This window comes from Serratia sp. CoH_122_TC_1 (genome assembly GCF_058191755.1).
Genome location: NZ_JBXWLA010000003.1, coordinates 143,652 through 156,577, shown reverse-complemented (window position 1 = coordinate 156,577; position 12,926 = coordinate 143,652). Strand labels below are relative to the sequence as shown.

General features: G+C 55.1%; 10 protein-coding genes. 6 read left to right on the top strand and 4 right to left on the bottom strand.

The genetic code is table 11. The features are described 5' to 3' along the window. Nucleotides 1-27 precede the first annotated feature (27 nt). Together hpxO and AC2FC2_RS05110 are read right to left on the bottom strand one after the other, a co-directional pair. A complete protein-coding gene (hpxO, locus tag AC2FC2_RS05115) occupies nt 28-1,185 on the bottom strand; it encodes an FAD-dependent urate hydroxylase HpxO (protein WP_490658882.1) in 1,158 nt (385 codons plus the stop codon). 151 nt (nt 1,186-1,336) lie between these two features. Further along, on the bottom strand, nt 1,337-1,831 hold the full coding sequence (locus tag AC2FC2_RS05110; RefSeq protein WP_037414954.1) for a DUF1003 domain-containing protein: 495 nt from the start codon (nt 1,829-1,831) through the stop codon (nt 1,337-1,339). A gap of 238 nt (nt 1,832-2,069) precedes the next feature. Between AC2FC2_RS05110 and AC2FC2_RS05105 the strand changes: the two genes are divergently transcribed. From AC2FC2_RS05105 to AC2FC2_RS05095, 3 genes are read left to right on the top strand one after another with little or no spacing between them, the layout of a single operon-like run. Then, entirely contained in the window at nt 2,070-4,277 is a 2,208-nt protein-coding gene (locus AC2FC2_RS05105; RefSeq protein ID WP_490658881.1) for a xanthine dehydrogenase family protein molybdopterin-binding subunit, read from the top strand. Nucleotides 4,278-4,291: 14 nt separating this feature from the next. Then, nucleotides 4,292-4,750, top strand: coding sequence for a (2Fe-2S)-binding protein (locus tag AC2FC2_RS05100; RefSeq protein WP_209633236.1), 459 nt, complete (start codon nt 4,292-4,294; stop codon nt 4,748-4,750). A gap of 11 nt (nt 4,751-4,761) precedes the next feature. Next, nucleotides 4,762-6,066, top strand: a complete 1,305-nt coding sequence (locus AC2FC2_RS05095; protein WP_490658880.1) for a c-type cytochrome — start codon at nt 4,762-4,764, stop codon at nt 6,064-6,066. 33 nt (nt 6,067-6,099) lie between these two features. On the opposite strand, the gene AC2FC2_RS05090 is transcribed toward AC2FC2_RS05095, so the two are convergent. Next, entirely contained in the window at nt 6,100-7,269 is a 1,170-nt protein-coding gene (locus AC2FC2_RS05090) for a cupin domain-containing protein (RefSeq protein ID WP_404759659.1), read from the bottom strand. A 581-nt stretch (nt 7,270-7,850) separates the two neighbouring features. On the opposite strand from AC2FC2_RS05090, the gene AC2FC2_RS05085 reads away from it, so the two are divergent. From AC2FC2_RS05085 to licT, 3 genes are read left to right on the top strand one after another with little or no spacing between them, the layout of a single operon-like run. Beyond that, complete coding sequence (locus AC2FC2_RS05085) at nt 7,851-9,716, top strand: beta-glucoside-specific PTS transporter subunit IIABC (RefSeq protein WP_490658943.1); 1,866 nt, start codon at nt 7,851-7,853, stop codon at nt 9,714-9,716. Continuing rightward, nucleotides 9,713-11,128 carry a glycoside hydrolase family 1 protein gene (locus AC2FC2_RS05080; RefSeq protein ID WP_490658879.1) on the top strand — a complete coding sequence of 472 codons (1,416 nt, stop codon included), beginning with the start codon at nt 9,713-9,715 and terminating at the stop codon, nt 11,126-11,128. The genes AC2FC2_RS05085 and AC2FC2_RS05080 overlap by 4 nt, the downstream gene beginning before the upstream one ends. 24 nt (nt 11,129-11,152) lie before the next feature. After that, on the top strand, nt 11,153-11,992 hold the full coding sequence (gene licT / locus AC2FC2_RS05075; RefSeq protein WP_209634196.1) for a BglG family transcription antiterminator LicT: 840 nt from the start codon (nt 11,153-11,155) through the stop codon (nt 11,990-11,992). Here licT and AC2FC2_RS05070 read toward each other — a convergent pair. Then, nucleotides 11,989-12,909, bottom strand: coding sequence for a LysR family transcriptional regulator (locus tag AC2FC2_RS05070; protein ID WP_209633246.1), 921 nt, complete (start codon nt 12,907-12,909; stop codon nt 11,989-11,991). The two genes, licT and AC2FC2_RS05070, sit on opposite strands and share 4 nt — an antisense overlap. Nucleotides 12,910-12,926: the final 17 nt, after the last annotated feature.

The window sequence follows — 12,926 nt, the reverse complement described above, 5'->3', positions numbered from 1 at the left end:
CTTGTGTCCTTATTAGAGAGGATAGAATCAGGCCAGCGGCCCGCCCATAATGGTTTCTTTCATGCCAGAGAGAATGCGTTCGCCGGTTTCGGTTTTCAGCTCTTCGTACCACCCGCGGGTGATCTCCATTTCTTTGCCGTGAGTCACATCGCAACGTTTGCGGGCTTTCAGCACCAAATCCTTCACGCGATAGCCGCGTTTTTCCTGATAGCGCAGCAGCGCATCTTCAATACCCAGTGAATTTGTCTGCAAGGCAATCGCCAGTACTACGGCGTCCTCCATTGCCGCGCATCCGCCTTGGCCGATGTCCGGTGTGGTGCTGTGCCCGGCATCGCCCAATAATGCCACGCGACCGCGAACCAGTTGTTCGAAAGGTTCGATATCATGGATTTCTATGCGGTTAAGGGTGTTGGGGTCGATCGCCGCAATCAGTTTTTGCACCGGCTCGGCCCAGCCAGAGAAATAACGCTGTAGATCGGCACGCGCGGTGCTGCGATCTTCCGCCAGCCCGGTGGGCAGCGGAACGTCGAAGAAAAAGTAGAAACGGTTGTCGGATACCGGCATTAACGACACGCGTTTGCCTTCGCCAACAAAGGTAGTCCATTGATCGGCTGGCGCGATGGATTCATCAATGGTCACCAGCCCGTTCCAGTTGACGTAACCGGCGTAGCGGCGATCAACGCCATGGCCCAGCACATACGGGCGAATGACGGAATGGGTGCCATCGGCGGCGATCAGGAAATCGCCGCTGACCTGGCTACCGTCTTCAAACCAGGCAGTCACGCCTTCCGGCGTTTCTTCAATGCCACTGACGCGCTTGCCAAAACGCACCTGATCCCGGCCGTAGGTCTCGAGCAACATCGCTTGCAGTTCGGCGCGGGCTACCGGGTAAGGGCGTTCGCCGACGCTGGCGATGAGCGGCTCCAGGCTAAAGCGCGTCAACGTCTGGCCGTGCCGATACTCCTGATACGCCATGTAGTGCATGGCACCGCCGAGCGCCCGCAACGGTTCTTTCATCCCCAAATAATTAAGGCATTTAACGCCGTTGGGCCAAATGGAAATTGCAGCGCCAACCGGTTTGATCTCTTTGACGGCTTCAAACACCTCGGTGTCGATGCCGCAACGCTTCAATGCGATGGCAGTACACAGACCGCCAATGCCGCCGCCAATGACGATTGCTTTCATGTTCTTCTCCTTCATAAGCCATGCTGAGGAGAAGCAATTTCCATACCAGCCCGTAAACAGGGCGCTGGCGCGGTATCAGGCAGCCGCCTGATGCTCATTGGTGCAATACAGGAAAATGGCCGCGTACTTTTGCACCAGGAAAGTCACTGCGCTAGGTGCGATCCCGGTTTGCCAACTGAATTGCCAGGTTTTCAATGCGCTCTGCCATTTGTTTCGTCAGGGCGGTTAATTCTGTGTTTTGTTTTAACAGCGCCAGTAACTGATCAGATTGCTGGGCAGCGAGCGTTTGCCTTTGCGCCATGGCCTCATCCAAATCCTCACGGTGTTGAGCATCGGTCAGAGCATGTGCCTGATCGCGCTCGGCCTGCCGGGTTTGTGCAAGCAAGATCAACGGGGCGGCATAAGCGGCCTGTAGGCTGAATGCCAGGTTCAGCAAAATGAATGGATAGGGGTCAAACTTGGTGAAGCCTGCCAGATTGAGATAAATCCAGACGGCAACGACGACGGTCTGGCCGACCAAAAACGTCGGTGTACCGAAAAAGCGGGCAAAGGCCTCCGCCTTCAACGCAAACCATTGGTCACCAAAGGTGTGGGTTAGGCTTTTCAACGGGCGATAAAAACGAAACTTTTTATTGGGTTGCGACATGGCGTTCACACTCGTGAATGTAATGAAGAAAGATGTCATTTATAGCATGGGGGCCGAAATCCCCGCGCAAGACACAGCACAAATCCACCACAGAAAACCGCGTTCGAATGTTAAACAATCAAAATAATAGACTACGCTAACTATTAGCCTGTCGCGCTAGTGCATGCAGACGGTGCGCATAAAAAGAATGATTTCGCCGCATTGATTAAGGTTGATCGGCATTTTGGAGCTATGAGCAATGAATCTACCCGAAGTCCCGCTTACCCGGCGGCGTTTTATCGTCGGCGCCAGTGCGCTGGTGATCGGAGCCTACCTGCCGTCTACCGGCGCTCTGGCCCGCTCATCCTCTGCTTCCGCGCCTGAAAACAATCCTCATGCAGCCAATGCCTTCGTGCAGATCGACCAGGAAGGGATTGTCACCGTAATCAGTAAACACACCGAGGTGGGCCAGGGCGTGTACACCGGCATGGCGACCCTGGTCGCAGAAGAGCTGGACGCCGACTGGGCGCAGGTGCGGGTGGTTGCCGCGCCGGTTGACACCAACGTCTACAAAAACCTGTCATTCGGTTTCCAGGGCACCGGGGGTTCCAGCTCGGTAGCCAATGCTTACGAGCAGATGCGCCGCATGGGCGCCATGGCGCGTGCGATGCTGGTTCAGGCCGCCGCGCAACGTTGGAAAACATCAGCGCAGGAAATTACCGTGCAGGCGGGCAAGATCCGCCATGCTGCCAGTGGGCGTGAAGCAGGCTTCGGTGAGTTTGCCCTGTTAGCCAGCCAACTGCCGCCACCCGATCCCGCCACATTGACACTGAAAGACCCCGCCAATTTTACCCTGATCGGCAAGGCCAGCGGCCTGCACCGGGTGGATTCACTAGCGAAGACCAACGGCACGGCACAATTTACGCAGGACATTCATGAGCCGGACATGCTGACGGTGACCATCAAAAAGCCGCCGCGCTTTGGCGGCAAGGTGGCCTCGTTTGATGCCAGCAAGGCGCTGGCGGTGCCGGGCGTCGTTACGGTGAAACTGACCGATACCGGCGTAGCGGTGTACGCCAAAAACACCTGGGCGGCGATCCAGGGACGCGAAAAATTGCAGGTGGAGTGGGATGACTCGCAGGCCGAACGCCGCAACACAGAACAGATCTTTGCCGAGTTTCGGCAGGTGGCCCAAAAGGCCGGCGTCGTGGCGAAAAGCCACGGCAATCTGGATGACGCTTTTAATAAAGCCGATAAGGTCATCGAGGCGGAATACACCTTCCCGTACGTTGCTCATGCGCCGATGGAACCCTTGGACGGTTACCTGTTCTGGGATGGCGAAAGCGTCAAGGCGCGATACGGCTGCCAGATCCAAACCCTCGATCATAAACAGCTGTGCGATCTGTTCCAACTGCCGCCGGACAAAGTAGAAATTGAAACCATTTTGGCTGGCGGCAGTTTTGGGCGACGTATTGATTTGGGTAACCCAACGCTGGGGCCGGATCTGGCAGCGGATATGGCGGCGGCGGCCAAGGCCATTGGCCCAGGCCACGGCGTGAAGGTGGTCTGGACGCGTGAGGATGATATTCGCAATGGGTGGTACCGCCCGATGATCTTGCATCGGATGCGCGGTGCGATCCGTGGCGGCAAGGTGGTGGCCTGGAGCGATACCATCGTCGGCCATTCCTGGACGCTTAACAGCGCGATGACGGCACTGGTGGTTAACGGCCTCGATCAGATGATGGTTGAAGGTGCCAGTGAGGTGCCCTATAGCTTTGAAAGTTTCCGTTGCGACGCGCATATCGTGCCGGGTAAGGTGCCGACGACGTCACTGAGATCGGTCGCCAGTACCCATACCGGTCACGCGGTGGAAAGCTTTATCGATCAACTGCTGCAAGAGACCGGGCAGGATCCGGTCGAGGGGCGCTTGGCGTTGATGGGAGATGCGCCGCGTGAGGCAGGGGTATTGCGTGCGGTGGCCAAAGCTGCCAATTGGCAAGGTGCGAAAGTGGTGGAGGGGCGTGCGCGTGGCGTCGGTGTTGCCAAGGCGTTCGATACGCTGGTGGCGCAGATAGCCGAGGTCTCTATCGGCGAAGGCGGTATTCCACGAGTGCACAAAGTGTGGTGTGCGGTGGATTGCGGTGTGGCAGTCAACCCCGATGTGATTCGTGCACAGATTGAGGGGGGAATTGGTTATGGCCTGAGCATCGCGCTGTACGGCAACATCACCTTGAAAGATGGCGTGATTGAGCAATCCAACTTCAACAATTTCCGCCCACTGCGCATTGATGAAATGCCGGAAATAGACGTGATTATTGTGCCTTCAACGGAGAAACCCACTGGCGTAGGGGAACTCGGTGTCCCCACGATTGCACCTGCGGTCGGCAATGCGTTGGCGTTGCTCGGGCGGCCGCGGACTTCGCTTAGTCTGCCATTTCATCGACCTAACCCCGACGCCAGCGTCTGATCAAGGAGAACAGCATGATAACTTTAACCGTGAACGACCAACCGCTGACGTTTGATGGCGATCCCCACATGCCGCTGCTGTGGTTTTTACGTGATGAAGCCGGCCTGACGGGCACCAAATTTGGCTGCGGCATTGCGATGTGTGGTGCTTGTACTGTCCACCTGGACGGTGTGCCGGTGCGTTCATGCATGACGCCGGTTTCAGCCGCTGAGGGCAAGAAAATCACCACTATCGAAGCGATCGGCGAAACGCCGGCAGGCAAAGCGGTGCAGGCGGCCTGGGTCAATCTGGACGTAGTGCAGTGTGGATACTGCCAATCCGGTCAAATTATGAGTGCCAGTGCCCTGCTGACACAGAGCAAAAATCCGAGCGATGCCGATATTGACGCGGCGATGAGTGGCAACGTTTGCCGCTGCGCTACCTACGTGCGCATTCGCGCTGCCATCCACCAGGCCGCCAAGGCGTTGGATTAAGGGAGAAACCCATGAGCAACGCCCTGAGATGGCTATTATGGTTGATTGTCGTAATCGTGGTGATAGCGGGCGGTTACGCGATCTATACCCTGTTACGCCCGGTTGGCCCCGAGCCCACAGCCCCTATCGCCGGAGCCCCGGCAGGGATGAGCGATAAGCTGGCTCGCGGTGAATATCTTGCCCGTGCCGCCGACTGCGTGGCTTGCCACACGGCGCCAGGCGGGAAACCTTTTGCCGGTGGCTTTGCCTTTAAACTGCCGTTCGGCACCATTTATGGCACCAACATTACCGCCGACGAAGAAACCGGCATCGGTGGCTGGAGTGACGATCAGTTTGTGCGTGCTGTGCGTGAGGGGGTTGGGCCACAGGGGAATCTGTATCCCGCGATGCCTTACACCTCATATACTGCGATGAGCCGCGACGACGTATTGGCGATCAAAGCCTACCTGTTTAGCTTGCCGCCCGTGAAGCAAGCCAACCCGGAAAATGGGCTGTCGTTTCCGTTTAACCAACGCTGGGGCATGAAGTTCTGGAACCTGGCATTTTTCAATGAGAAACGTTTTGAACCCAACCAGAATCAGGATGAACAGTGGAACCGTGGGGCTTACCTGGCCACGGCGCTGGGGCACTGTAGCGAATGCCACACGCCACGCAACCTGGGCTTTGGCATCAATCAAAGCAAAAACCTTAGCGGTGAGGTGATCCAGGGGTGGTTTGCCGCCAATATTACCCCGGACCCACAAACAGGTATTGGGGGCTGGAGCGAGCAGCAACTGTCGCAGTATTTGGCAACCGGTCATGCGGAAGGCCGCAGCAGCGCTTCTGGCCCGATGGCGGAAGCAGTAGAGAACAGCCTGCAGTACCTGACGCCGGAGGATAATCGGGCGCTGGTGAAATACCTGCGCAATATCGAGCCTATCGCCACCGACAGTGCCAGCGCGGTCAATCTGCAGCCGAAGGGGGCAACGTCGTCCAGCGCGATATTGCCGGGCGGGCAGGAAGATTCACTGGGACGCCGTTTATTTGCGGGGGATTGCAGTGGTTGCCACCAGTGGAACGGTACGGGCCGCCAGAGCAAATATGCGTCGTTGGTTGGCAGCACCGCAGTCAACGATCCCCAGGGCCGCAGCGTGGTGCAGGCCATTCTGAAAGGTACGCGTATCAGTATCGGTGAGCAGCACGAATTTATGCCGGACTTTGGGGCCCAATATTCGGATGAGGAAGTGGCTGCGGTAGCTAACTACGTCGTCGGTCAGTTTGGTGAAAAACAAGGGAAGGTAACGGCCAAGCAGGTCGCGGAACAGCGCAAGCAGTAGCCGTTGGCGAGGGGGTTACCCCCTCGCTATCCATCAACCTCTGCGGCGGGACATCACCAGTTTATCCTTGGGGCGATCTTGCCAGTCGGCAATCTGATTATTGAAGTTATCAGCCAGTAGATAGGCCGGCGTTTTTGCCAGCCAGTCAGACAGCGAAATATCCTGGTAAATGCCGTTATCCAGTACAATTAACACCTTAAGATCCTCATCGCCCATATTCTCAATGTAGTGACCAAAACCCTGCGGGACATAACCGACGTCGGTCGGTGCATATTCAGATGTCTGCGCATGACCGTGTGAACTAAATACCGTCATGCGACCCTTGCCGGAAATATAGTATTGCCATTCATTGGCGTTGGGGTGCCAGTGCAATTCCCGCACTGCACCAGGCTTGACGATTTCTATAATCCCGGTCATGGTGGTTGAAATAGGAAATTCTTTTGACGACACCAAATGAACGCTGCCTGCATCATTTTCAAAGAAAGGTTTTTGTTTCATTAATTCATAGCGATGGGCCAGCGGGGCGTTATTCAATCCGCCATCTTGGGTGGGAAGGGGCAACGCCGGCGGAATTGCGCCGCCGACAATATAGGCTTCACCCTGTTTGGCTTTGGAAAATACCGATGCAGGCATATTAACGCTTTTTTCCAACACCTCTTTAGGCATGTGCGCTACCCAGTCGGTAATGCTAAAAGTACCGAATTCGGAAAAATGACCGTTATCAAAGGTTAAGACAAAGTGTGCGCCGTCTGCCAGCGCCTGTATCGAGTGCCCATAGCCTTTGGGGAAGTACCAGACGTCGCCAGCGCCAAAGTCCGCCACTTCACACTTTCCGTCCGGGTCGATGATGGTAATGCGCGCATGGCCTTCCAGCATAAATGCCCACTCGGCGGCAATGGCGTGCCAGTGAAGCTCACGTACGCCGCCCGGTTCCAATGTCATATCTACCCCGGCGACGCCTTCAGAAATCGGGAATTGTTCGACGGTGGCCTCTCTGGCCCACCCCTTGGGCAGGCTGCGTTTCTTACTGTTGGCAAAGACATACTTATAAACGTTTTGTGCATCGGCGGCGGGTTGGAAAGTACTGGGTGGGACAATATTGCGATGTTCGTCGGCGCTGGCGGATTTAATCATAGCCCCCATGACGCTGGCTGCCGCTGCGCTTACCGCAGAGGCTTTTAATATATCACGACGCGATAACATATAATTTCTCCAATATATTGAGTATTGCCGAAGTATCGGCGTGTTTATTGGTTTGTTTATTGACTGCAGGCGTTTATTGCCGCGTTAAAATGTTCGGCGACGGTTAAATCATAGTGGGTTGAGCTGCATTCGTAGCGAATAATTTATTTGTTTGTGTTACCAATTGAGTGGGGTTGTAATTATTGGTTTTGTTTTAAAATAATAATCCCTCGTTACCAGTTTAATTTCGTTTTTTATTAAATGAATAATAAACAAATTTAATCCATCAAGGTGTTTTTCTTATTGCTGATGTTATTTTAACCGGTTAATTAAACCGCGGCAGCGCTAAGGTAGGGCATGCAGACAACACAGCCGTGCATTTCAGAAAATGAGTGATGTTAATCACAAAGATTGACGCAGGCTATTGCCGAAAAATCACAACTGTGACGATACTTTCGCCGCGATCTTAGCGATCGCCAGACATTTTTATTACGGCGTGTTACTGCTTCGGCAGGCAAGACCAAAATAGGAATGCACCTCTCCTTGTGATGAGGCGCATTTTGATTTTGGTCTTTTTTTTTGTTTTTTACCGGGGAAACATGATGGATTACAAACAGCTGGGGCTAGAAATATTGGCGCGGATCGGTGGCAAGGGCAATGTCAGCAAACTGACACACTGCGCCACCCGCCTGCGTATGGAGTTTAACGATGACAGCAAGGTAGAGGCGAAGGCCATTGAGGCTCTGCCGGGCGTGATCAGCGTGGTGGAGCGCGGCGGCCAGTTTCAGATCGTGATTGGCAATAATGTGCAGCAAACCTTCCGTACGCTACAAAAAGAAATTGGCGAGCTCTCTGGCCGTCAAAGCGAAAAAACATCTCCGGCACGGGGCGGGGTGATGTCGCGGATCATCAGTGTGATCTCTACCACGTTCACGCCGGTGATCCCGGCGATCACTGGCGCGGGGATGATTAAGGCACTGTTGGCGATCCTCAAGCTGACCGGGGCGATAGACGCTGCCAGCCCGACCTACCATTTGTTGGACACCATTGCCGATGCGGCATTTTTCTTCCTGCCGGTATTGCTGGCTTACGGTGCGGCGATCAAGTTTGAGTGTAACCCGATCTTGGCAATGACCATCGCCGGGGTGTTGCTGCACCCGAATCTGGCGCAGATGCTGGCGGCAGGCACTGCGATTGATTTTGTCGGTGTTCCTGTGCGCTTGGCGGATTACGCCGGCTCAGTGCTGCCGATTATTTTCACCGTATGGCTGATGTCTTATATCGAACGTTTTGCCGAGAAAGTCTCACCGACGATGATCAAATTTTTCACTAAGCCAATGATTATCCTGTTGGTTACCGCACCGCTGGCGTTAGTGGTGGTGGGGCCATTCGGTATTTTCCTCAATGACCTGGTTGCGGCCGGTGCGGCGATCGTTGATGGTAAAGCGAGTTGGCTGATTCCGATGTTGATGGGGGGGTTACAGCCGTTTCTGGTGATCACCGGCACTGCCTGGGCCATGACGCCGATTGCGACCGGGCAGTTGAGTAAGAACGGCTTCGAGATGATCAATGGGCCCGGTATGCTGGCATCTAACATTGCACAGGGCGCGGCGACCCTGTGCGTGGCCTTCCGCACGAAAAATAAAAACCTGCGCCAACTGGCGTCTTCTGCCGGTTTTACTGCGCTGCTGGGCATCACCGAGCCTTCGCTGTATGGCGTTACGCTCAAACTGCGCAAACCACTGATTGCGGCGATGATCGGCGGGGGTTGTGCAGGTATCTATGCCGGACTCAGCGGGCTGGTTCGCTATGCCTTTGTCTCCCCTGGGTTAGCGGCGCTGCCAGCCTTTATCGGTGAAAACCCGATGAATATCGTCCATGCGTTGGTCACCTGCGCTATCGCGATTGTAGTGACCTTTGCACTGACCTGGATCCTGGGTTTTGAGGATCCGGTTGATGAGCAAGACGCCAAGGCGGCAGAGCCACTCAGCGGCCGTGAACAGCAGATTTTAAGCCCGATGTCCGGTCAACTTGTGGCCTTGGATCAGGTGAATGACGACGTTTTCTCTCAGGGATTATTGGGCCAGGGCGTTGCGGTACGGCCACAGGAAGGGGTATTGCGTGCGCCGCTGGACGGAGAGGTTATGACCTTCTTGCCGTCGAAACATGCGGTCGGTATCAAGGGCGATAACGGTGCCGAACTGTTAGTGCACATCGGTATCGACACCGTCAATCTGGCGGGGCAGCATTTCACTTCAAGCTTGAAAATTGGCGACCGCGTTAAGGTGGGAGATGAACTGGTGCGCTTTGATCTGGCGGCGATCACCGGGCTGGGCTATGACATGACTACGCCGATACTGGTGGTCAACAGCGAAGACTTTCCGCAGCTGAGTTGCCGTAGGCCGGGTGCGGTGGGCTTTGGGCAACCTATCATCAGCCTTAATAATGCGCAGCAGGAGCAGGCATGATTTATCAACGACTGAATGATTTCCCCGCAGACTTTCTGTGGGGGGCATCCACCTCGGCTTATCAGGTGGAAGGCGCGTGGAACGAGGGCGGCAAAAGCCCATCGATTGTGGATATGCTCGATCATCCCAAAGAGACGGCCGATTTTAAGGTTGCCAGCGATCACTATCACCGCTTCCGCGAGGACGTAAAATTGTTCGCCGAACTCGGGTTAAAGGCCTATCGGTTTTCAATTGCCTGGACGCGAGTGCTGCCTAATGGCACCGGCGAGGTCAACGCCACCGGGCTGGATTTTTATCGCCAGTTGATTGATGAGCTGTTGAGTTATGGCATAGAGCCCGTGGTGACGCTGTATCACTTCGATTTGCCTTACATACTGGAACAACAGGGCGGCTGGTCCAATCGAGACACTATCGACGCCTTTGTCGATTATGCCGGTGTGCTGTTCAACGCCTTTGGTGACCGAGTGAAGTATTGGCTGACCATCAATGAACAAAACACCATGATCTTGCACCCAGGCGCCATTGGCATGCCCAAAGGGGGCGAATTGCCATCCAAACGGGTGCTGTATCAGCAAAGCCACCATATGCTGGTGGCTCAGGCCCGCGTGATGGCGTTATGTCACCAGCGTTGCCCGGGCGCTAAAATCGGTCCGGCGATAAACACGACCTCGATGTATCAGGAAACCTGCAATCCGCTGGACGCTATCGCCGCCCATAACTGGGAGACGCTGCGTTGTTGGAGCTTCCTGGATGTTGCCGTGCATGGCCGCTATAACCCTCTGGCCTGGCGTTATTTACTGGACCGCGAATTAGCGCCGCAGATGGCGCCAGGCGACGCGGCGCTGTTGCTGCAGGGGAAGCCGGATTATGTGGCGATAAACTACTACTCTACCGCGACCATTGCCGCCAGCCGTGGCGATGCTTCAGACGTCAGTGCGCGTGCGGGCGATCAACAAATCATGCTGGGAGAGCCGGGGGTTTATCGGGCGGCAGAGAATCCTTTCGTCGGCAAAACCCGTTACGGCTGGGTGATCGACCCGGTTGGGTTGCGGCTGACATTACGCAAAACCGCTGAACGCTATCATTTACCCATATTAATTACTGAAAACGGTATTGGTGCCCCCGATGCGCTACAGGCCGATGGTACAATTAACGACGATTACCGCATTGAGTTTATGCGCCAGCATGTTGAGCAGATGCAGTTGGCGATTAACGATGGCGTTGAACTGATCGGCTATTGCCCGTGGGCAGCGATAGACGTGGTCAGTACTCATCAGGGCTACGCCAAACGTTATGGATTTATCTATGTAAACCGGGGTGAGCAGGATCTGAAAGATCTGCGGCGTATCAAGAAACGCAGTTTTGACTGGTACCAACGCCTGATTGCCTCCGATGGCCGGCAACGCGAATAAAAAGAGAGGGTGATGGCTACGACGATGGAAGTCATTAAGGTACTCAACAATAGCCTGGTGCTATCGACGGATGGCGATAACAATGAAGTTATCGTTATGGGTAAGGGTATAGGGTTTAACAGCAAAGTGGGTGACGTTCTCGATCCGGCCGCGATCGAGAAAGTGTATGTGGTGCAAAACGGTCAAAAGGGCCGAGATTATCTGCGCTTGATAGAAACGACGCCGGAAGAACACATCGAGATTGTGCAGATGATCCTCGCAGAGGCCAATCGCCATCTCAACGGGCGGATTAACGAGCAGATCTTCTTCACGCTGGCAGACCATATCAGTTTCGCCATTGAACGCTATCACAAAGGGATTGCGATCCAGAACCGGCTGTTGTTTGAAGTGAAGCGTTTTTACCCGCAGGAGTTCGCGGTAGCGGCGCAGGCGCTGGCCTATATCAACCAGCGGCTGAATATTCAGCTGCCGGAAGAAGAGGCCGGCAACATCGCTTTCCATTTGGTTAATGGGCAAACCGATGTGCAAAACATGGAACACACGCTGCTGGCGGTGAAGATGTTGAAGGATATATTCAACATCATCAAATATCATTTTCGCATCAATATCGACACAGATTCGCTCAATTACGCACGTTTTCTGGTTCATATGCAGTTTTTTATCCAGCGAATGGTAGAAGGGCAGCAGGTGGTGTCGAAAGACGACTTTATTTTTGCGCAGGTGACCAAAGAATACCCGCACGCTTATCGCGGCGCGTTACTGATCCGCGATTACGTGAAGAATCTGCTGCAAATGGAGATGTCGAACGATGAACTGCTGTACCTGGTGATCCACCTCACGCGTATTACCGACACACAAGACTAGTCAGCCGGCTGCTCACTGACCGCCTCTGCCACCAGATCGCGAAAACGTGTGATGATGGCGGAGGCGCGATTGCTGCGTAACGCCAGGTAAAGTGGCGCACTCAGCTGGGCTTGTTCGGCAATCGTCCGATAGATAATGCCATCTCCCCCCAAGCGCCGCATCGAGGCCGGTACAATCGACAGCCCTAAACCGGCCCCCACCAGACTGAGCGTGGCGGGCAGGCGTGGGGCTTCTTGAATAACACGTGGACTGAACCCTGCGCGGTGGCAGGCAGCCAAAATGGCATCATACAGGCCTTGGCCGGCAGGGCGACGATAAAGAATGAATGCTTCGTGGGTTAACGCTGCCAGCGGCAGAGATTGCTCGCTGTTGACTGCCAATGGGTGCCCGACAGGCAGAGCGACCAGCATAGGCTCACGTAACACAGGTTCAATGGTTAGCCCCGGAATGCCGCCCACAGGCGAACGGACAAAGGCAACGTCGAGCCGCTCCTCCACCAAGGCATCCAAGAGTTCTCCGCTGCCGGCTTCTTCCAACTGGGTGGTAATACCTGGCAGGATCTCACGGTAGCGCCGCAACAGGTTGGGCACGAACGGATGCAGGGCAGCGGAGCTGGTAAAGCCGATGGCGATGTGCCCTTGTTCGCCACGAGCGGCGCGGCGCACGGCTTCGGTCAAGTGCTCTGCACGCGCCAGCAAGGCGCGCGCCTCATTGAACAGCACGCTGCCAGCCTCGGTGACGCGAACCCCACGCGGCAGGCGTTGCAGCAGTTTGACGCCCAGCTCATCTTCCAGTCCTTGCAGCAGTCGGGTCAGCGGTGGTTGCTGGATAAATAGACGTTCGGCAGCGCGGGTGATATTACCTTCTTCTACCACGGTAACGAACGCCCGCAGGCGACGAAGTTCGATCATAGCCATACCTTTTAGGTATCCTT